Genomic DNA, 20,767 nt, shown 5'->3' on the forward strand with positions numbered 1-20,767 from the left:
CTCATTATTGTTCTCCAGGCACTGTCACGGCATCGAATTCGGGATTGGCATGGGTGATCACGACACGGTCCGGATCGCCCTTGGCGATCAGGACATGCTCATCGGCAAGGCCGGCCTCAAGCACGGCGGTGGTGAGAGACGGGCCCGCCTCCACCAGCACTTCCAGCGCGCCGGCGGCGCCAAGGCGCAGCAACGCCTCATCAAGCGAGCGGGCACGCAAGACCGAGAAACCCCGCGCGCCGGCGGCCTCGTCATAGGATTTGGGCACACGCAGACGCCGGTCGAGCAACGCAAGGGTGCGGCGCTTGCCGGGAAAGTCGGCCACGTGGCGGACGGTGAATTCAGGATTGTCGGCAAGCACCGTGCCGGAACCGGTCAGCACCGCATCCGCGCGCCGGCGAAGCATGTGGGCAAGCTTGAGGGAGGCATCCGAGGTGAAGGTCTTGCGGCCGGGCGGCGGCACCATGCTGCCTGTCTCGTCAATCGCCTGCTTGACGGTGACAAAGGGACGACCGGTCAGCGCGTGTTTCGCAAAGGGCGCGATCAGCCGCTGCGCGGCCATGGCGAGCCCTCGAAGCTCCGCGATCTCGGCCGCCAGTTCGACGTTGAGACCAGCGGCCCTGAGCCGCGCCGCACCGCCGCCGCACACCTTCGGGTTCGGGTCGGGGGCTGCGATCACGATCCTTTTTGCAGGCGTCGAGAGGATCGCCTCGGTGCAGGGCGGGGTGCGCCCATGGTGATTGCAGGGCTCCAGCGTGACCACGACGGTATGAATGCGGTGGGCAATGCCAAGCGTTCGCGCGATGTCAATTGCCCGCGCCTCGGCATGCGGCAGGCCTGCACGCTCGTGGAAGCCCTCGGCAATGATCGCCCCGGATTCGTCCAGCAGGACGCAACCGACGGGCGGATTCGGCGATGTTGCGCCTGCAAAACGCCACGCACCGGCTATCGCGCGCTCCAGAGCCACGCGTTCGGCGTTCAAATTCGCAATGTCGAAAGCTGCAAGCATGCCCTTGGCCTCGTTTTCTCAACAAGACGCCACAGGGCATAAAACGCATCAACAGCACGGCGATCCCTTGTGCAAAAAGGGATTCCAGGCGTCGATCCGCCTTGTTCTCTTCCATCCGGACTATACCGTCGGCTCCGGAGTTACACCGGATCTGCTGACCCTTTCGCATTTCTGTGAAAGGCGCTCGCGGGCTGATGCTCGAAAAGAGCAATTACCGCCGGTGGGGAATTTCACCCCGCCCTGAGAACGTCACCGGTCATTCCACCGGCAACGCTAATTTATGGGTGCAAAATCGAAATAACAAGCCTGTTTTTGCGCTCATGCGGCGCCAGCACGAGAACGCACTGTCAACCGGATGCGCGCGCATTCATTTCGAACACCGGCGAAAAGCCGCCATAGATGAGCCGTTTCATATCGAAAGGGATCGCCATCTCGCCCATTTCTGGATCGTTGATCATGTTGTCCCGCGCGGCATCGCGGGCTGCCTTGTCCGGCCACACGATCCACGAAAACACCACGACCTCGTCCTCCTTTGCCTGCACGGCCATCGCAAACGAGGTCACCTCGCCGTCCGGAATGTCATCGCCCCAGCACTCGACATAGTCGAGAGCGCCCCATGCACGGAATTTTTTGGCCGCCCAGGCCGACAAATCGACATAGGCCTTCTTGTTTTCCTTTGGCACAGCCGCCAGAAACCCGTCTACATAAGCCATGAACCCTCCGATATCTTGACTTTTCTCACTCCGAGATTTACGTTGATATCAACATAAAGGCACGGATATGCGCGAAAGTCTACCCCTTTCAACCACGATCGAAGTGCGGGATCGCTGCCTTTGCCTGTACCTGCAGCGCGCCGCGCGCGCGGTTGGCCGCCATTTCGATGAGGCCTTGCGTCCGTTAGGACTTACGAACGGACAATATTCCCTGCTGATGTCGCTGAACCGGCCGGAGCCGCCGCGCGTCGCCGAAGTCGCCCAGGTGCTTGCCATGGATCGCACGACGCTGACGGCCAGCATCAAGCCGCTGGAGCGGCGCGGACTGATGGCGTCGTTTCAGGACGACAAGGACAGGCGGATCCGTCGGCTGAAGCTGACGGATGATGGACTGGATCTGCTGGAACGCGCCGTGCCGGTCTGGCGCGACACCCATGACCGGCTCGACACGGTGGTCGGCACCGACATCGACCGGCTGCGCCAGAACCTGCTGGCGCTTACCTTTGCCCTTCCCGATCCTGACGAAGACCTCAGCGATCCAGCGCCTTGAGAATGCCGCGCAGTTCCGCAAGTCCCTTCAGGCGTCCGATCGCCGGATAGCCGGGCTGTGCCTTGCGGTTCTGGTCATCGAGAATGTCGAGACCATGATCGGGACGGAAGGGGATGTCCCAGTCGGACCGGCCTGCGGCCTTGCGCCGCCGCTCTTCGGCAAGCGCCGCCGCCATCAGCGCCACCATGTCGGTATCGCCGCCGAGATGCTCGGATTCGTAGAACGAGCCCTTGATATCGCCGGTCTCGCGGTGAACATTGCGCAGATGCAGGAAATGCACGCGGTCGCCGAGACGCTCCATCATGCCGGGCAGATCATTGTCCGGCCGTGCCCCGAGCGAGCCGGAGCAGAGCGTGATTCCATTTGCGGGGATATCCACCGCGTCCATCATCGCCCTGTAGTCGGCCTCCGTCGACATTACGCGCGGCAGGCCGAGCAGGCCGAAGGGCGGATCGTCGGGATGGCAGCACATCCGAAGGCCGAGCTTTTCGGCCACGGGCGCCACCTCTTCCAGGAAGGCGATGAAGTTGGCGCGGAGCCCATCGGGTGACATCGATGCATATTCGCCGAGGTGACGGCGGACATCGTCCAGGGTGAAGCTTTCGGCAGCGCCCGGCAGGCCGTAGACGACATTGCCGGCAAGCGCCTCGCGGCGGGCGTCATCCATCGCCGCAAAACGCCGTGCCGCTTCCTCGCGCACCGCCTCGGAAAAATCCTCGGCAGCGCCGGGACGCTCCAGAATATGGATATCGAAGGCGGCGAAATCGGCATAGTCGAAGCGCATGCAGGTCGCCCCGGTCTTCAGCCGGTAGGCGAGATCGGTGCGGGTCCAGTCGAGCACCGGCATGAAATTGTAGCAGATCGTTTCAATGCCGGCATCTGCCAGATGCTGCATGCTGACCTTGTAGTTTGCGATATGCTGGCGCCACGCGCCCTTCTGCTTCTTGATGTCTTCAGACACCGGCAGGCTTTCCACCACTTCCCATTTGAGACCGGAGGGGGCGCCATCGCGCATGCGGGAGAGTTCACCCTGCCGCTTCTCGATCTCCGAAGGCGACCAGACGTCTCCGGTCGGCACGTGATGGAGCGCCGTAACGACGCCCTCGACGCCTGCCTGCAGCATGTCGTCAACCGACACGCGATCCAAAGGCCCGAACCAGCGCCAGGTCTGCCGCATTGTCTCTCTCCCATAAAGCTTATCTTTTCAGTATCAGCAGAACCGGAGCATTCAAGCTCCGACGCCGGCCGCCATCAGACTTAACACCGAAATCGGATGTTGACTAGTATGGAAGTATGGTGCACCTTAACCACAGAGGGAGGAACGAAATGCTGCCAGAGACGGTTCAAACCATGATTGCTCCGGGCGCGCCGGTTGGTGCGCAGTTGCATGGCATTTTGCGCGACCTCATTCTCCACAACGATCTGCCGCCAGGCTCCAGGCTTTCGGAATCGGATCTCGCATCCCGTTTCGCGGTCAGCCGCCAGCCCGTGCGCGAAGCCTTCATCAAGCTTTCCGAGGAAGGCCTGGTAGAGGTGCGCCCGCAGCGCGGCACCTTCGTGCGCCGCATTTCCCAAGCCGCCGTGATGGATGCCCGCTTCGTGCGCGAGGCGATCGAAGCCGACATCGTCAAGCTTCTCGCCGCCGCACCCGATGCCGGCCTGGTCGAGGAGCTAAAGCATCAGCTTGAAGAACAGCGCGAGGCAGCCCGCACGGACGCCGCCCGGTTCATCAAGCTTGACGAGCTGTTTCACAAGACGCTTGCGGACGCAGCCGGCAAGGGCCGCGCCTGGGCGCTGATCGAAGGGCTGAAAGTGCAGATGGACCGCGTGCGCTATCTGAGCCTTCTGCGCTTCCCCATGGTCAAGCTCACCGCGCAGCATCAGGCGATCGTCGAGGCGATCGGCGCGGGCGACCAGACCGCTGCGGAAGCCGCCATCCGCGGGCATCTTCGCGAAATCCTGAGTGATCTTCCGGCGATCTTCAACGAGAAGCCGGAATTCTTTGATGAGCCGGGACGCTAGACCCGGACATTCACCACCGGGGCAACCGCCCCACCGTCAAACTGGGAGGACGACATGAACTACATCTCCAACATCAAGGCCATCGCACTGGCAGGCATTGCCGCAAGCCTGATGGCAGGCTCGGCGCTTTCCGCGGACTACACGCTGAGCGTCAACACCGCGCTTGCCACCACCGATCCGCTCTACAAGGGTCTCGAGGCTTTCCGCGACAACGTGGCCAAGGCATCCGACGGCGCGCTTGAAGTGCGCCTGTTCCCCAACTCGCAGCTCGGCCCGGATGAAGACGTTCTTGAGCAGGCCCGCGCCGGCGCACCGGTTGCCGTTGTCGTCGATGGCGGACGCCTTGCCGTGTTCGTTAACGAATTCGGCGTGCTTGGCGCACCCTATCTCGCCAGCGGCTATGACGGCATCCGCAAGGTCGTCACGTCCGAAATGTTCGACGAGTGGGCCGAAAAGCTCCACGACGATGCAGGCCTCGATGTTCTGAGCTTCAACTGGTGGCAGGGCGAGCGTCATCTTCTGACCAAGCAGCCGATCAACGGTCCCGACGATCTTTCGGGCGTTCGCATGCGCACCCCCGGCGCTCCGGTCTGGACCGGCACGATCGAGGCCATGGGCGCAACCCCGACCCCGATGCCCTGGGGCGAAGTCTACTCTGCGATTTCCTCCAACGTCATCGATGGCGCAGAAGCCCAGCTTCCGGCCGTCGCCGGCGCCAAGCTTGACGAGGTCATCACCAACATCACGCTGACCGGCCACATCAACCTGATCACGGGTCTGATCACGTCTGCAGCCTGGGTCGACTCACTGCCGGAAGAGCTGCAGACCGTGCTCCACGAAGAAGCGCTGAAGGCAGGCGACATCGCCTCCCACGGCACCGAGGACGCGCTTGAGAGCCTTGCCCAGCAGCTGACCGACAATGGCGTGACGATCACGGAAATCGATGTGACGCCGTTCAAGGAAAGAACCGCGGTCGTCTACGACAACCTCGGCTACGGCGATCTGCGCGACAAGCTCCAGGCAATCGCCGCCCAGTAAGGGCCGGCGACCGCGCAAAGGCCAATGCCGGGCCGCCCGCATCGATGCGCGCGGCCCGGGCTTTCGAAAAGCTGGCGTCCATGACGCCTTGAAAGAGTGGCTTCCGCTGGAAGTCCGGGACAATCACATGCAAGGGAGCGAGTGCTCCTTTCGCCATATCGGGAGGGGCAGTCATGCCCGGTTTCCTCGCAAAAATCGAATACGCGGCAGGTGCGATCCTGCTGGCAGTCATCACATTCCTGGTTTTCATCGCAGCCACCATGCGCTTCTTCGGCCACCCGCTGATCTGGTCGGTCGATCTGGCGCAATTGCTGTTCATCTGGCTCTGTTTCATCGGCGCGGCACGCGCGATGCGCGAACGCGGCCATCTCGGCGTTGATTTCCTGGTGCGCCCTTTCCCGCACCGCTACAGGCTTGCGCTCGAAACGCTGCTTGCGGCGATCTTCCTCGTCTTCATGATGATGCTGGCCTATGAGGGCTACAAGCTCACCATGCTGAACAAGGAGCGCCAGTTCGGCGATTCCGGCCTTTCCTACGCCTGGGTCACGATTGCTGTGCCCGCCGGCTGCGTGATGCTTTCGCTGTCGATCCTCGGCAATCTCTTTGAGGCCTGGCGCAACGTGAAGAACGGCACCCTGGTCTTCACCCGCACCCAGACCTTCGATGAACCGGTGGTTCCCGCCGGCGGCGAGGAATAATCCCATGGCCCTTATCGGTATCGTCTTCTTCGTCCTGATGCTGGTCGGTGCTCCGATTGCCTTCGCGATCGGCATTTCAGGCTTCACCTTCTTTCTGACCTCAGACATCATGCCGGTATCGATCGGCGTCCAGAAGATCGCCACGGTGTCGCAGAGCTTCCCGCTGCTCGCCGTGCCATTCTTCGTGCTCGCCGGCCACCTGATGAACGAGAGCGGCATCACCGACCGCCTGTTCACCTTCTCCAAGGTTGCCGTCGGCTGGATGTCGGGCGGCCTTGCCCAGGTCGCGATCATCCTCTCGACCCTGATGGGCGGCGTCTCCGGCTCGGCGGTTGCCGATGCCGCCATGGAAGCGCGCGTCCTTGGCCCACAGATGATCTCCAACGGCTACTCCAAGGGCTTCTCCTCGGCCGTGATCGCGATGTCCTCGCTGATCACCGCGACCATTCCGCCCTCGATCGGCCTGATCCTCTATGGTTATGTCGGACAGGTTTCGATCGGCAGGCTGTTCATGGCAGGCATCGTTCCCGGCGTCTTGATGATGGCGTTCCTGATGGTCGCCACATGGCTGGTTGCCCGCAAGCGCAAATATGTGATGTCCGACATGAGAAAGCCGACGCCCGGTGAACTCGGCCGCGCGGCCTGGGGCGCCAAATGGGCGCTGCTGTTTCCGGTCCTGCTGATCGGCTCGATCCGCGGCGGCCTGTTCACGCCATCGGAAGTCGGCGCCTTTGCAGTCGTCTACGCCATTCTGGTCGGCGTCTTCGCGCATCGCGTGATGACCTTCGAGATGATCAAGCGCGCCTTTGCCCATGCCCTTTCCGACATTGGCCTGATCATGCTGATCATCCTGATGTCGGGCATGATCGGCTTTGCAATCATCTTCCTGCAGGTGCCGCAGAGCGTTGCCGGCTTCATGCTGGACAGTCTCGCCAATCCGATCCTGATCGTGACGGTCATCCTCATCGGTCTGTTCATCGCGGGCCTGTTCTTCGAAAGCACGATCCTGGTTCTGCTGCTGACGCCGATCCTGGTGCCCGTCGTCGTCAAGGCCGGCGTGGACCCCGTGCATTTCGGCATCCTGATGATGACCATCGTCACCTTCGGCGGCATGACGCCACCCGTGGGCGTGGCGATGTTCACCGTCTGCAGCCTGCTCGACACCAAGATCGAGGAATACGTCAAGGAATCCTGGCCGTTCATCGTCGCAATCATGGCGCTGGTCGCGCTGCTCCTGTTCGTGCCGGGTATCGTGCTGTTCCTGCCGAACATGATGTACGGGTAACGCCCCCGCCTGCTGCCGCCACTCGGGCAGCCTGACCTTCTGTCATTGTCCTGCGGGCAAGAGCGCCTGCGGGACAATGCCGCCTTCCAAAAAACCATGACAGAAGCGCTGACCGGGGAAAAAGTGTCCTTTCGACAAAGGACAACCGCAAGGTAGTGGATCAAAGGGTCCCTCCCCGCTTTATTGCGAGCGTCAGGCGACGCCACTCGGGCATGCCCGGCCAAAAGAAAAACCGGTCAAAAAAGGGTTCTGTCGGATGGGTCAGACGAAAGAGTTCGGCCTCGTTCGCCGTTGGTTTCGCGGATTGTCGCTGCGTGTCTGGCTGATCATCGGCTTCATGATGGCGCTGCTGCCGGTCGCCGTCCTTTCGCTCTTCTGGTACACCGATTATCGCCAGCAGCTGCATGAGCCGTTTCAGAATGTTCTCCACACGCAACACAAGGTTCTGGTCTCGCTGGAGCGGATCCAGGGCAGCCTCTGGGACATCGCTGCCGAGGTGAATGATTTCGCGGAAACCGGCGACGAGCAATACCGCGACCGCTTCGAGGAGGCCGAGCGCGACATTGCCATCCATCTGCGCGATCTCGAACTGACGGTGGATGAGTATCCGAGCTTTGCTCCGGTCCTGGAAGGCGTCCAGCAGCAATGGTCGACGCTACTCGATGCGGCGTCGAACGTGACGAAAGGTTCCGGCCCTCCCAACCCGACGCTGATGCGCTTTGAAAGCGTGATCGCCGAAACCGGCAAGCGGGTTGAGAGCATCGCAGAGAGCATGCGGATCCTGAACGAGGAAAGCCATATGAAGGCGCTGGAGACGATGGAACGTCTCGACCGCTTCGCTGCAATCGCAGGCGTGCTGGCACTGGTCTTTGCAGGCCTCGGCGTGTTCATCATCGATCAGGCCCTGATCAGCAGCACCGACAAGCTTGTCGAAGGCGCGCTCCTGATTGCCGCGGGCACGCGCAACCGCCAGATCGATGTTCAGGTGCCGCCCGAGCTTGCATCGGTGGCAAATGCCTTCAACACGATGCTCGGCCAGATCAATCAGCAGGAAAATGCGCTTGCCGCCGCTGCCCGCGCCGATGGCCTGACTGGGCTGAACAACCGCCGCGAATTCGACAGGGCGCTCGACGAGCAGATCGCGCTGTCACACGAGACCAGCGAACCCTTCGCGCTCTTGATGATCGACGTCGACCACTTCAAGCGTTTCAACGACACCTTCGGACACCTTGCCGGAGACGATGCGCTGCGGCAGGTTGCCGAAACCATCGCAGGCTCCGCCCGCGAGAATGACAGGGCCTACCGCTTCGGCGGCGAAGAGTTCGCGATGATCCTGCCGGGGCTGAGAGCCTATGAGGCAGCAAACATTGCCGAGCGGGTGTGCGAGGCGGTTGCAGCACGCACCCTCATCCTTCCCGACGGCCAGAAGCAGACGCTGACCGTCAGCATCGGGCTTTCGGTCTTCAACCCGAAGGCAGCCCACCCGGATGTGATAGAACTCGCCGACCGCGCGCTTTATTCCGCCAAGCAGGAGGGGCGCAATCAGGTAAAGATCACCAACTCTTTCTGAGCCTGCGTCCCCGCAACCGGAAGACGGATCGTCTCGGTGCCCTCGGCGATCACCGGAGAACAGACGCGGGCGGGGGAGCCCGTGTCCCTCGTCGCCGCTCAAGCGTCGTCCGCTTGCGCTCAGTCCTGGCGATCAACTTGCCTGCACCGTCTCGATCAGCTCCATGCCGCCAACGATGGGCGCGAAATCGGACCAGACCCCGCGCGCGCCGGCCCGCCATGCCTCCATCTCCTCCGGCGGGAGGAAGGTGGCGCCATTCTCGCGCGCCAGGGCCATGGATCTCTCCTCGTCCTCCTCTATCAGGCGATTGAAATGGCGTGCGGCGTCCGCGCAGACCGCACCGAGCACGGTTTGGGTCTCCGGATCGAGGCCGTTCCAGAAGCCTGAGGAAAAATAGATCACGCCGGAGGCACGGATATGCCCCGTCAGCGTCATGAACGGCACGACCTCGTAAAGCCTGAAGCCGGCATAAGCCGATTTGGTGAGATCCATGCAATCGGCAACCCCGGTTGCGAGCGCATTGTAGGTTTCGGTTATGGGAATGCCGACCGGCGTCGCACCATAGGCGCTCCAGAGCCGCGTGTGGAGCGGCGTATTGATCACCCGGATGACCTTCCCTTCCATCTCTACTGGGCGGGTTACCGGTGTCTTGGCAAGCAGGTTGCGCGCGCCATAGTCAATGAACCCGCAGGCCACGAAGCCCTTTTTGGCAAGCTGCGCGGCAAGGCTCCGCCCGACGGAGCCGTTGACCACCGTTTCAAGATGCGCGGCATCGCGGAAGAGGAAAGGCAGGTCCAGCAATTGCAGCTCAGGCACCCAGCCAGAGAGCGTGGAGGACGTGGAGAGGCTCGCCTGGACCGAGCCTAGGCGGATGTTCTCCGCCACCTGCTTCTCGCCACCAAGAGCACCATTGGCGACCACGCGGAAGTTCAGGCGGCCGGGAAGCCGCGCTTCCATCTCTTCGGCAACATAGCGCCAGACCAGTGTTTCCGGCTTGTCTTCGCCCAGAAGCGAGGCGACGACGACGGTGCGCATTGCTGCGGCAGCGTTTTTCATCAGGTAAGGACTGGCAAGAGCGGCAGCGCCGAGCACTGCGGATTTGACGAGGTCGCGGCGGGTGATGCAAGGCATGGACGGTCCTTTCAGAGAAGAATTGCAAAAAGGCAGAGAAGGCCGAGGGCTGCGAGAAGCGCGATCAGAAACGGCCGCATGGCCCAGAACAGGCTTGAGGCGGAAACGCCCGTAACGCCGGAGACCACGAATACCAGCATGCCGACCGGCGGCGTCAGTCCCCCGATCATGAGATTGACGACCAGGATGACGCCGAAGCGCGTGGGGTCGATACCGGCGGCAACCGCAACCGGCAGCAGGATCGGGCCAAGAAGCAGGATCGCGGCGCCGATATCAAGCACCAGCCCTGCCGCAAGCAGGATGAGATTGGCGATCAGGAGCACGGCGATTGCACTGCCGCCCAGCATGCGGGTCGCCTGGGAAAGAAGGCCTGCGATATCATCGATCGCCAGCGTGAAGGCGATGGGCGCTGCCGCGCCGATGAGGAGGCCGATCGCGGCCGCTTCGGAAGCCGACTGCCGGAACGCCTTGATGGATGCGCCAAGCGGACGCCGTGCAAGAAAGGTGAGAAACAATGCATAGAGCGCCGCCATGGCGGCCGCCTCCGTTGCAGTCACAATCCCGAACCGGATGCCGAAAACCACGATCAGGCCGAGCCCGAAGGCCGGAAGCGCGGCAAGACCCGCGCTCCGGCGCTCAGCGCCGGTAGCGGCAATGCCCCTGCTCTCCTTTCCGCAAACCCACCAGATTGCGGTTGCCAGAAAGGCCGCAATCACCAGGCCGGCAAAAAGCCCGCCCATCAGCAGGGCTCCGACCGAAAGATCTGCGGCCGTTGCCAGGATGAGAAAGGCGATCGATGGCGGAATGATATTGTCCAGTAAGGAGGAGGCAGCGACGATCGCGCCCGCGCGCGCCGGTGGATAGCCGTTTTTCACCAGCTCGGGATGAAAGGTCGAGGCGGCGAAGGCGGCATTGGCGACCGAAGACCCGGAAGCACCGGAAAACAGCACACTCGTCAAAAGGGTCGTCTGCGCCAATCCGCCCCGCAGATGGCCGACAAGGGCTGCGGCGAAGCGCACCAGCTTGGTAGCCGCGCCAGACAGGGCGAGGCACGCGCCGGCCAGCAAGAAGAACGGGATTGCCAGGAGCAGGAACCTGGACATGCCGGCAACCGCATTGGCGATGATCGCCTGCTCGGTCTGCACCGCGCCGAAGGGGATCGCGATGCAGGAGGCGGCAAGGAACGCATGCGCAAGCGGCGCGCCGGTGATGAGGCCAAATGCGATGACAAGCGCAAGCGGGAGGCTTGGGGGAAAACCCGTGTCCACGGCAAACCGCCCGGCCGCCCAGTAAAGACCACAGGCAAGCGCAAGCGAAAGGAGCGCATCGGGCAGACGACCCTCGCTGAAGCGTGCCACGATCAGGACAATCACGAGCCCTGCCCCGCCAAGAGCCGGCAGCGCGAACCGCACCCACTCCGGCAGTCCAAGCGTCTGCGAAACGCCGCCCACCATCCCGGCTGCCCTGATGCCGCCGATAAACAGAACCAGACCGGCAAGAAGGCTCACCATGTCGGCTGCAAGCGCGGAAGTGCGCACCTGCCACCCTTTTAATCGGCCGGTCAGGAGATCGAGCCGCATAGACAGCGTTCCGGTGAATGTCAGCGGCAGGCCCGCCGAAATCAGAGCGATGTTGAGCCAGATGCCAAGATCTTCCATGCCGACGACGCCGGTTTGAAAGCCGTAGCGCAGCACCACCCCGATGGTGACCGCTGCAAGCATCACCGCCAGAATGATTGCAGCGAGGGACGCGAAGGCCGTCTCCATCCTGCAGACGAGGGCCCTTGCCGCCTGTCGCGCCCGGACTGCGGTCATGTCCGGCATTCGTAAGGGAAAAACTGCATCGCCCCATCTCCAGGTTGCGGCCGTCACGCAGACCCGGAAATGGCGAAGAAAAGAAAGGTGGCAAACATTTCCGTTCCTACGCCGGTGCGAGCCGGATCAGGTTCAAGGGTCCGGCTCACCGCCGTCTCAGCATCGCAGGATGCACCCCTCGGAATAGCTGTTTTGTGTCGGGCTTTTCCGCCGCTGTCAATGGCGCCTTATCGCAGCGCCTGAAGCAGCGCCATGGATGGCTCACCGGTGACCGGCAGACCGTACTGGCTCTGATAGGCCGTGATTGCCGCGCGCGTCTGGTTTCCAAAGACGCCATCGGGCGTACCGGCATCGAAGCCGGCGGCATTCAGACGCGCCTGCAACTCCTTGCGCTGGTCGGCGTTGAAGCCGTAGCCGTCGTCCGGGAACCGCGCCTTCAGCGGGCCTGCGCCAGCGATACGATCGGCAAGATAGGAAACGCCCAGGGCATAATTGGTGGAATTGTTGTAGCGCTTGATGACATTGAAATTGTGCCCTACCAGAAAGACCGGACCGCCTGCCTGCGGCTGGATCCGCGTTCCGCCTGCCACGGCGCCCGGAGAGCCCTCCTCACCGCCCCAGGGCTCGCCCCTTCGCCATCCCGCGCGCGCCAGATAGTTCGCGGTGCTTGCCAGCGCATCGGTCGGATCATCGCTCCAGATGTCGCGCCGGCCGTCTCCGTTGAAATCGACGGCATAGCCGAGATAGGATGTCGGAATGAACTGGGTATGGCCCATGGCGCCCGCCCAGCTTCCCGTCATGCGCTCCGGGCTGATATCGCCGTTCTGGATGATCTTCATCGCGCCGATCAATTGGCTTTCGAAGAACGCGCCGCGCCTGCCGTCGAAGGCGAGCGTCGACAGCGACGAAACCACGGGAACATTGCCGCGCCGTTCGCCATATTTGCTCTCAAGCCCCCAGATGGCAACGACGACATTGGCATCAACCCCGTAGGTTGCCTCGATCTGCTGCAGGAGATTGCTGTAGCGCGCATAATTGGCGCGGCCCTTGGCGACGCGCTCATCCGAACCGGCAATCCCGAGATAGTCTTCGAGCGTCCGGTTGAACTCGGTCTGATTGCGGTCCTGCTCGATCACGCCCGGCGTGTAGCCCGACCGTGCAAAGGCTGCAGCAAGCGTATTTTCCGAAATGCCCCGGGAGGCCGCGCGGGACCTGAAGCCGGCCACCCACGCATCATAGGCGGCATTGGGAACGGTCCGCATGGCCGGTTCAGGAGCGGGCAGAATATCGCTGGCGTCACTTCCGGCGCAGGCCGACAGCAATGCGGCAACCGCTGCAAGAGAAAACGTGCGTCGCGTCAGATCCATTCCGTAAACCCCGTTTTCGTTCACGGGCGATTCTATCCGAAGGGTATGGCGCCGGAAAGGCCGCCGGAAGAATGCATTCCAGCACCGGCGTTTACGGTAAATGAATGGTTTACGGGGCCGAAGCCGCTTAGCGCCTAATCACCCGACTGGTCGTAATACTTGTCCCCGTAGTGGGCAGCATAGCCATAGCCGGCGCCATAGCTGTAACCGTAACGCTTGAATCCGTTTGGATCGATCTGGTTGAGGACAAGGCCTTCGATCTTGTCCTTGTCGAACAGGCGGAGCGCCTCTTCAACCTGCTGCTGGTGGGTCGAATCCCATTTGACGACGAACAGAATGCCATCAACGAACTGGCTGAGCACGCGCGCATCCGGGACGATCAGCACCGGCGGAGCATCAATGATGATGAAGTCGTACTGCGTTCTCGCATAAGAGAGCAGGTCCTTCATCTGCCGCGACGAGAGCACATCGGCCGCGTTTCTCGCAGACCGCTCGCCGAAGATCACATCGAGACCGGAGTTGCCATCGCTCACCACGGTTTCTTCCAGCGTTCTCTCTCCGGCAAGCAGGCTGATCAGCCCCTTGCCGTGAACAGGCCGCTCGAAGTAGTTGCCGAATGTCAACCTTCTGAGGTCGCCCTCGATCAGGAGCACCTTCTTGCCCATGCCGACAAAGTTCAGTGCCAGGCCTACGCTGCAGGTGGTCTTGCCTTCTCCCGGGATCGACGAGGTCATTAGCACGACCTGAGGCGGGCTTTCGAGATCGGACAGAACCACCGAGGTCCTGAGGTTGCGGATCGCCTCCGACAGCGGAGAGGTGGGGTGCGTCCTGAGATAGTCGACAAGCTCTGCGCGATGCTTGGAAGGCACCAGCGGCAGCGCGCCCACGACGCTGATACCGCTCAATTCCTCAAGTTCCTGCGTGGAGCGGAACGTCTTGCTGCGCATTTCAAGCAACAGGCTCAACCCGCATCCAAAAAGGAAGCCGAGCAGTCCGGAGAACAACAAAATCTGCTTGGTATGCGGCTCGCTCGGGGCGTCCGGCACGACGGCATAGGAGAGAATGATGCTATCGGATTGCTGTACACCCTGCTGCGCAGACGTCTCCTTGAGCCGTGTCAGGAAGTATTCGTAGAGCGTACGGTTGGCTTCCGCCTCGCGGGTGAGCTGCTCGAGTTCAAGATAGGAGGAGCTCTCCGTCTGGACTTTGGTCTCCAGGCTTTCCTCGGCTGACTGCAAGGTTGCAAGCTGAACCCTCGCCTGCGCGGCATCCTGCCGGCGGTCGTCGACGAGTTCCTCCAGCCTGTTTCTGAAACGGCGTGCGTCGGCGGCATTGGTGTCGGCGGTGGTCGCGAGACGGATCAGTGTCGGATCGCCCAGCAGGCTTGCCTTTGCCGCATAGCCGGAAGCCGCGTCCAGCGCGGAGAGCACCTCGTCTGTCGACGTGATCTTGCGCTCGGTCTCGTTGACGCGGTCGCGGATCGATTTCAGCTGTCGTTCGAGCCCGCCCAGAACCTCCGGATTGGTAAGCGGCGTGTCGGTTCGGAATTGCTTGACCGCGTTTTCGCTTTTCTGAAGATTGATCTTCAGCTCCGCCACGCGATCACTCAGCCAGTCGATAGCGTCAACCGTCGCGCCGCGCTTCAGGTCGAGCTGCCGCTGCACGTACTGATCCGCAATGGTGTCGGCAATCAGCGCGGCCTTGGCTGGATCCTCTGAAGAGACGGTGATCCTGAAAGTCAGGGTCTTGGGAACCACGTTCGCACTGAAGCTTTGGAGAAGCCGGGAAACAACCACATCCTTGAGTTTATCAGGCGCGATGGCCGCCTTTTCCTCGGGCTCGAAGCCGGGCACGGCGCTCTTGATGTAGCTCTTGATCCGGCTCATCGCCGAAGGCGGCGTGAGGGTCGGGTTGAATTCCGGGTCATCCATCAGCTTGAGTCTGTCGACAACCTTGCCGATGAGGATCCGCGAGCGGATAACCTCGATCTCGGTCTGCAAGGCCGTGTCATCTGTACCGATCTGACCGAGAATGCTGGGCAGATCAATGACCTGCTCGGTCTGCGCATTCATCATGGTCACGGAAGAGGCGCGATAGATGGGGACCGCCACCCTGTAGGCATAATATCCTCCCGCGACAAGAAAGAGGATTGAAGTCAGGGCAATGAGAAACTTGCGTCGCCAGAAAATGAAAAAGATCTTCTGAAGGTCAATTTCCTCGCCGTCGACCTTACCACTGAGATTTTGCATGTTCATCGTATATCCGGACCACAAAAGTCATTGAAATTCAGCACTTTCAGGCTGGCGACAGGTCGTTTGATCAAGGATTGCGTTTCTCGCGCCCTCTCGGCGATAGACGACGCCTGCCACCGCGTCAAGCGTCCGGCGCGCATGCGACCTTGTCCGCGCAAGGCCAGATCCTGCTTTGAAAACCGGCCCCGGAATACCCTGAGGAAAGACGCCTCCGGCCGCAGAAGATTGCGGACAAGGCTAAAAGGCGTTGAAGATCGCCCTTCGAATGCCGATAAAACGAGGCGGCGCAGTGGATGCACGGTGACGAACCGGAACGGCCGGCGCGGTTTACACGCCACGATCTGGATCCGTCCAGAAAGGGCAGGTCTTCCCGAACCGTCCGCTGCCCTTTCTTCAGCGCGCAAGATCAATGCTTCCTCTGCGACAGTCTTTTGCGCGTTGAACCCCATCCCTGGCCCGTTCTTCTCCCGACGGGCTGGCGCAAATAGCCGACCACCGAGGCGCCGAACCTGTAGGCCGCGACGAACACGGCGGAGAAGAATACCAGCGACAGACCTGCACCCGCCGGATTGTTCCAGAACATGACACCCGCGATTGCGGGGGCGATGAACATCGGCGCCAGGATCACAGTCGTCAGCGGATTGCTGATATGGCGGGAATTGCGCCCGAGGACAGCGATCTCGAGCGCGCGCATGACCAGCTGGTGAAAATGCAGCCGGTCGGGCTGGTCGGCAGGTCGCCCGGCAAGGCGGCGCCGGAAGATTGCAAGCATCGTGTCCGCGATCGGCCAGAAGAAGATGAGCACCAACGCCCACGGCGTGAGCGTCGGAATATAATTCAGAAGCAGGAAAGCAATCCAGGCGAGCACATGGCCGACACTGTAGGCGCCGGCGTCTCCCATGAATATCTTGCCGAAAGGAAAGTTGAAGATCAGGAAGCCGAGCAGAGCGCCGATCATGACAGCGCACCAGGCAACGACATTGTGCAGGCCGTTCTGGGCTGCAATCGCAGCAAGAGCGCCCGCTGCCACCACAGCAATGGAACCTGAAAGCCCGTTGACGCCGTCAACCAGATTGAAGGCATTGCATATTCCGGCGCCGCCTAGAACCGTGACAGCTATGGCCAAAGGCGCAAATGCGAAGAACAGGCTCAACAGCGGTATGTCAGCACGCGGAATCCACATGCCAAACAGCATGATCGCGACCAGTGACGATATGCCGGCCGCAATCAGCCGATTGCGCGGCGACACGTTGTAGCCGAGATCTTCGGCCAGTCCGGCCGCAAACACGGGCGCCACGGAAGGGATTAAATACCAGAGATGCCTGCCCTCGTTGTCAATCACCAGCGGGCCGAGCAAAACCAATGCGAAGAATATGGCCACACCGCCGATCCTTGGCGTCGGAACGCGATGCGCGCTCTGGACTGCCAGCGTATCCGCGCGGCGATCAGACAGCTTCAGATGAAACCTTCGCGTTGAAACGATCAACAAGCACAAGGCACCTGAAAGCACGAAAGCCGCGATCATGGCTTGAGAAAATGACTGTAACATGAAAGGCGGCGCCCCTCAAAAAAACAAAACCAATATAGGCGCATCTATATTGGCAGGACAAAAAAAGATCGCAGGATAAGCAGAGAAAAATACATCTTATAGTTGAAAAACAGATAAAATAAACTTTAAATTAACCCTGCACCATAGGGTACCATATTCCGCGCAGGGGTCAACCTTACCCGATAACCTAAATGCACGACGGAAATCGCTTGGCGCCCCTCTGCTGCCGGATCCCTGATAGCGCACCATGCGATCCTCATGAAAGCCATCCAGCACATAAGATCGAGAGATCGCCTGCGTCGCAAATCCTCGCATCCGCAGGCTCTCGACGCAATTTCCATCCAACACGGGCGCGCCGAACACCATGCCTCCGCCTTGGCTGGAGACCTCGCCCGAAAGACGCGCAACAATGCGGGCGTCGACACCGCAGACAAAGCCACCGCTTCTGAGATTGCCATCGCTTCCGAGAAAGCCACAGCTTGTGAGATTGTCGCTCACGCCAACCTCACCCACAGGGGTCATGCCCGGACTTGATCCAGGCATCCAGGCAGCACGGTTTGAGGACAGGACTGTCAAAAATGAGAGCCCGGCATCAGGCCGGGCTCTCCTTGTATCTACTGCCCCCAAGTCCCGGCCTCAGGCCGGGCCTTCGTCGCTCCTCAGAAGCGGATGTTGAGGCGGGCGGAGACGTTCTGGCTTTCATTGCCGCCGCCGAACTGGCCGGTATAGTTGAGGCCGACCGAGACCTTGTCGGTGAACTGGGTCTCGAAGCCGACCGACACGATGCCCTGGTTCTTGGCAAGCGGCGCGCCGGTGATGCCGAAGACGTCGCCGCCGTCGAACGCCACCTGTTCGGCCGGGTTCAGATCGCCGAAGCCCGCCCGCCAGCCGGCCGCAGCCGTCAGCCGGCTCTGGTATTCGCCAAGCCTGAACTCCCACGCACTGCGCACGCCCACCGTCGTGAACCACGTATCCATCTCGCTTTCCGGATGGAACAGCGCCGCAACGCCGCCCGCCTCGGTGAAGCTTCCCGATTGCTGATGAATGTAGGACGCATCCACATAGGGCTCGATCTGGAAGCTGTCGGTGATCGCGAAGGTATAGCCGAGATCGCCATAGACCTGGAACGTGCCGGCATCATAGGTCCCGCGCTCGCGTTCCGACAGCGTCGAGAAGTCGATCTCGCGGTCCGCCGTCACATCGTGCCAGGTATAGGCCATGCCGAAATCGGAACCGAACCCGCCCCACTGGCCGCCGCCGTAGACGCCGAGCGTGAAATCATCGCTCCGGCCGGTGACATTGCGGGCATCGACCTCGTAGCTGGACTGGCCGTAGCCGACCACCGCGCCGAAGCGCATCGTGTCGAAGGCCGCAAAATCGGCGCCGAGATAGAAGCCGCCGGCAGAATCCGTGATCGTCGCGGTCCCGCCCTCGCCCTTGATGCGCGACCAGGAGCCATAGCCCGTCGCCCAGACCCCGATGCCGCTGTTTTCCTCGACGAAGGCGCCGAAGGGCGTCAGCACCGGGGTTTCGGCGGCATAATTGCTGACCGCGGAAATCGTCTCCCCGCCCGCGATACCGCCGAGCGCGCCGCGCACATGCCGGCCCGTCGCATCCCGCAGATAATGGCTGTTCGCCACCATCGCCCCGCTCATCGACGCATAGGCATCGCCCGAGAGCGAGGAGAGACCATCTTCCAGGTCATCCTCTTCATTGAACTGTACGGCCTCGAACACCGGAGAGCTGTCCGGAAGCGTCTTGATGCCTTCGAATGTCGAGCATTGCACCGCCATGAGACCAAGATCGCCGCATGACACATCTTCCAAGAGAGTTACTCTAACGCTCAGATATATAGTATTCCCACTGACAAGTATATTTTGCGACACAAGTCCGCCACCTGCTGGAACAGTCAAAGGAACATTATAAACAACCGTTCCCGACGTCGATTCCATGATAGGAATAAGCGTTGTCTGATAAGACCCAATCTTCGTTGGCTTAACCCTTCCACCATTTATTGTTATATCACCAAGAGAAACTATCGAGCTAGACGCTGTATTGCTGTAGTCGACGACAACCTCAAAAGAAGCAGTTCTTGATGTCGTTGTAAGCGAATTGACATTCGTTTTGCTCGCGGTGCTCGCTCCGTCACCGGCTGTAAATGTCGAGGTACCCTGCATGGTTACGTCGCCAAATGTACCGGTGCCGATAATCTTTGCCTTGTCGGCCACTTGCAGAGAGCCGCCCAGTGCCGCACTCCCGTTGATCATGAGTGTCCCGGTATTCAACACCGCCGATCCCGGGAAAGCGCTGCTGTTGCCGGAGAGCTCAAGCTGATGCGTGCCGGTCATGGAGGTATCGAAAATATCAAACTGACTGGTGGCATCATCGCCGCTGATGACGCCGGCGAAGGACTGACTGCCATCCACTCTCCAGTTCCAGATCCCCCCTGCATCGATCTTGATATCACCTGGGATCGCGCGGGCCGACGTGGACGTGATGGCGCCCTGCTGCACCTCCGTGCCTCCGGTGTAACTGCTCGTGCCTGAAAGAACGAGTTCGCCAATGCCGGTCTTCAGCAATCCGCCCGCCCCCGTCAGCGCGACCGCGATTTCCGTCGAGGCAGCCGTGCCGTCAACCTCGATCTCGACCTGATTGACAGGCTTCCAGCTTGCATCGAGTTCGAGTTCGTCCGTCCCGTTCAGAGGTTTGAGCACATAATTGGGCTGCCGGAAGCTCATGCCGCCCAAGGTAATCGGCCCACCGGCTCCCATGCTGCTGTCGACATCCACCTCACCGCCACCTTGACCGGCAAACACGGCCGGTGCGCCATTGTCCCAAGAATATGCCGACCGGCCTGTCGAATCCGTCCAGTTGATGTCGCCTGCAAACGCCGTCCATGTGCCGGCGCCGCCGACCACGCCTGTTGCGGAAGGCGTGCCGATGGTCGTGCCGTTCCAGTAGAGATCGGCATCGTCGCCGACGAGCAGAACCACATCGCCCTGGGCATTGGCCGTGCTGTCGATACGATATGGCAGATCGCCGGTATTGATGACGGGCTCCGAAATTTCACGCGCGTCGCCCGACAATGCGCCGCTATAGGCAATCAGCGGATAGGTTCCCTCGCCGAGCTCCGTTCCGCCGGAAATTGCGACACTCAACCGGACGCCGGGATTGATCGTCAGCGCGCCAGTGGAGAAAACGGCAAAGGCGCTCGGTGATGTTGCCAGCTCGACATCAAGATAGGCATCGGTTTCCAGCGCGAGCGATGCACCGGTATCAAAGGTTACGCCGTTGGTCACGCTTCCCTTCAGATGACCGGTCGCCGCAACGCTGACCGCGCCTCCAAGCTTGCCATTGGCCGTCGCCGTCAGAGTTGCGCCGGCTTCAACCATCGTCTGGCCATCGAAGCTGCTATTGTCGTTGTCCAGGATGGTCGTCCCTCCCATCACGTCAAATTTCGCAAGGGGATCACCGGGCGCTCCCGCAATGCGGGACAGCACATTGGTGCCGGAGAGCGTGAAGGTGGCAGACGGCATGCCGAGATTGACGGCAAAGGTCGCACTGTCCTTTATCGCGACAGGCGTCGTCAGCGAGAACGGACCCGCACCGCCATATCCAAGCTGCAGCGTGCCAGCCGAGATGGTGGTGGCGCCGGTATAGGTGGCGCTCTGGGTCAGGATCAGCGTACCGGCGCCGGCCTTTTCCATCTGCGTGGCCGCAGACGCCTCGCCGAGCGTCACATCCATCGTGACCACGGTCGCGGCAGGGC

Annotated in this window: 17 protein-coding genes and 2 riboswitches; of the genes, 6 read left to right on the forward strand and 11 right to left on the reverse strand. The window is 61.4% G+C overall.

What is annotated here, in order from left to right:
- Nucleotides 1–4 precede the first annotated feature (4 nt).
- Together ribD and HPQ62_RS10255 are read right to left on the reverse strand one after the other, a co-directional pair.
- The gene (ribD, locus tag HPQ62_RS10250; protein WP_174802458.1) at nt 5–1,009 is read right to left on the reverse strand and encodes a bifunctional diaminohydroxyphosphoribosylaminopyrimidine deaminase/5-amino-6-(5-phosphoribosylamino)uracil reductase RibD; all 1,005 of its coding nucleotides are present in this window, start codon (nt 1,007–1,009) and stop codon (nt 5–7) included.
- 99 nt (nt 1,010–1,108) lie between these two features.
- Nucleotides 1,109–1,261: riboswitch (FMN riboswitch) on the reverse strand.
- A 95-nt stretch (nt 1,262–1,356) separates the two neighbouring features.
- Complete coding sequence (locus HPQ62_RS10255; RefSeq protein WP_174802459.1) at nt 1,357–1,722, reverse strand: DUF1428 domain-containing protein; 366 nt, start codon at nt 1,720–1,722, stop codon at nt 1,357–1,359.
- A gap of 67 nt (nt 1,723–1,789) precedes the next feature.
- On the opposite strand from HPQ62_RS10255, the gene HPQ62_RS10260 reads away from it, so the two are divergent.
- A complete protein-coding gene (locus HPQ62_RS10260) occupies nt 1,790–2,272 on the forward strand; it encodes a MarR family winged helix-turn-helix transcriptional regulator (protein WP_174802460.1) in 483 nt (160 codons plus the stop codon).
- Here HPQ62_RS10260 and uxuA read toward each other — a convergent pair.
- On the reverse strand, nt 2,253–3,449 hold the full coding sequence (gene uxuA, locus HPQ62_RS10265; RefSeq protein ID WP_174802461.1) for a mannonate dehydratase: 1,197 nt from the start codon (nt 3,447–3,449) through the stop codon (nt 2,253–2,255). The genes HPQ62_RS10260 and uxuA overlap by 20 nt on opposite strands.
- 149 nt (nt 3,450–3,598) lie before the next feature.
- Here uxuA and HPQ62_RS10270 point away from each other — a divergent pair, with 149 nt between their 5' ends.
- The 5 genes from HPQ62_RS10270 (at nt 3,599) to HPQ62_RS10290 (ending at nt 8,885) form a co-directional block, all read left to right on the forward strand.
- The gene (locus HPQ62_RS10270; RefSeq protein ID WP_244629640.1) at nt 3,599–4,294 is read left to right on the forward strand and encodes a GntR family transcriptional regulator; all 696 of its coding nucleotides are present in this window, start codon (nt 3,599–3,601) and stop codon (nt 4,292–4,294) included.
- A 54-nt stretch (nt 4,295–4,348) separates the two neighbouring features.
- Nucleotides 4,349–5,332 (forward strand): C4-dicarboxylate TRAP transporter substrate-binding protein, encoded by a 984-nt coding sequence (locus HPQ62_RS10275; protein WP_174802462.1) that lies wholly within the window; start codon nt 4,349–4,351, stop codon nt 5,330–5,332.
- 173 nt (nt 5,333–5,505) lie between these two features.
- Nucleotides 5,506–6,030 (forward strand): TRAP transporter small permease, encoded by a 525-nt coding sequence (locus tag HPQ62_RS10280; RefSeq protein ID WP_174802463.1) that lies wholly within the window; start codon nt 5,506–5,508, stop codon nt 6,028–6,030.
- A 4-nt stretch (nt 6,031–6,034) separates the two neighbouring features.
- Entirely contained in the window at nt 6,035–7,315 is a 1,281-nt protein-coding gene (locus HPQ62_RS10285; protein WP_174802464.1) for a TRAP transporter large permease, read from the forward strand.
- A 256-nt stretch (nt 7,316–7,571) separates the two neighbouring features.
- Entirely contained in the window at nt 7,572–8,885 is a 1,314-nt protein-coding gene (locus tag HPQ62_RS10290; RefSeq protein ID WP_174802465.1) for a GGDEF domain-containing protein, read from the forward strand.
- Between the two features lie 132 nt (nt 8,886–9,017).
- Here the strand turns inward: HPQ62_RS10290 and HPQ62_RS10295 are convergent, their stop codons facing one another.
- The 8 genes from HPQ62_RS10295 to HPQ62_RS10330 form a co-directional block, all read right to left on the reverse strand.
- The gene (locus HPQ62_RS10295) at nt 9,018–10,016 is read right to left on the reverse strand and encodes a TRAP transporter substrate-binding protein (RefSeq protein WP_174802466.1); all 999 of its coding nucleotides are present in this window, start codon (nt 10,014–10,016) and stop codon (nt 9,018–9,020) included.
- 11 nt (nt 10,017–10,027) lie between these two features.
- The gene (locus HPQ62_RS10300; protein WP_174802467.1) at nt 10,028–11,830 is read right to left on the reverse strand and encodes a TRAP transporter large permease; all 1,803 of its coding nucleotides are present in this window, start codon (nt 11,828–11,830) and stop codon (nt 10,028–10,030) included.
- Nucleotides 11,831–11,916: 86 nt separating this feature from the next.
- A riboswitch (TPP riboswitch) is annotated at nt 11,917–12,019 on the reverse strand.
- 38 nt (nt 12,020–12,057) lie between these two features.
- On the reverse strand, nt 12,058–13,197 hold the full coding sequence (locus HPQ62_RS10305) for a lytic murein transglycosylase (protein ID WP_174802468.1): 1,140 nt from the start codon (nt 13,195–13,197) through the stop codon (nt 12,058–12,060).
- 134 nt (nt 13,198–13,331) lie between these two features.
- Nucleotides 13,332–15,452 carry a GumC family protein gene (locus tag HPQ62_RS10310; RefSeq protein ID WP_174802469.1) on the reverse strand — a complete coding sequence of 707 codons (2,121 nt, stop codon included), beginning with the start codon at nt 15,450–15,452 and terminating at the stop codon, nt 13,332–13,334.
- On the reverse strand, nt 15,449–15,853 hold the full coding sequence (locus HPQ62_RS10315; RefSeq protein WP_174802470.1) for a hypothetical protein: 405 nt from the start codon (nt 15,851–15,853) through the stop codon (nt 15,449–15,451). Before HPQ62_RS10315 ends, HPQ62_RS10310 begins: the two co-directional genes overlap by 4 nt.
- 2 nt (nt 15,854–15,855) lie before the next feature.
- On the reverse strand, nt 15,856–16,830 hold the full coding sequence (locus HPQ62_RS10320) for an MraY family glycosyltransferase (protein WP_342343697.1): 975 nt from the start codon (nt 16,828–16,830) through the stop codon (nt 15,856–15,858).
- Nucleotides 16,831–17,094: 264 nt separating this feature from the next.
- Nucleotides 17,095–17,496, reverse strand: coding sequence for a hypothetical protein (locus tag HPQ62_RS10325; protein WP_174802471.1), 402 nt, complete (start codon nt 17,494–17,496; stop codon nt 17,095–17,097).
- 161 nt (nt 17,497–17,657) lie between these two features.
- A partial coding sequence (locus HPQ62_RS10330) for an autotransporter domain-containing protein (protein WP_174802472.1) occupies nt 17,658–20,767 on the reverse strand: 3,110 nt, incomplete at its 5' end.

The organism is Martelella limonii (assembly GCF_013344475.1).
Lineage (GTDB): Bacteria > Pseudomonadota > Alphaproteobacteria > Rhizobiales > Rhizobiaceae > Martelella > Martelella limonii.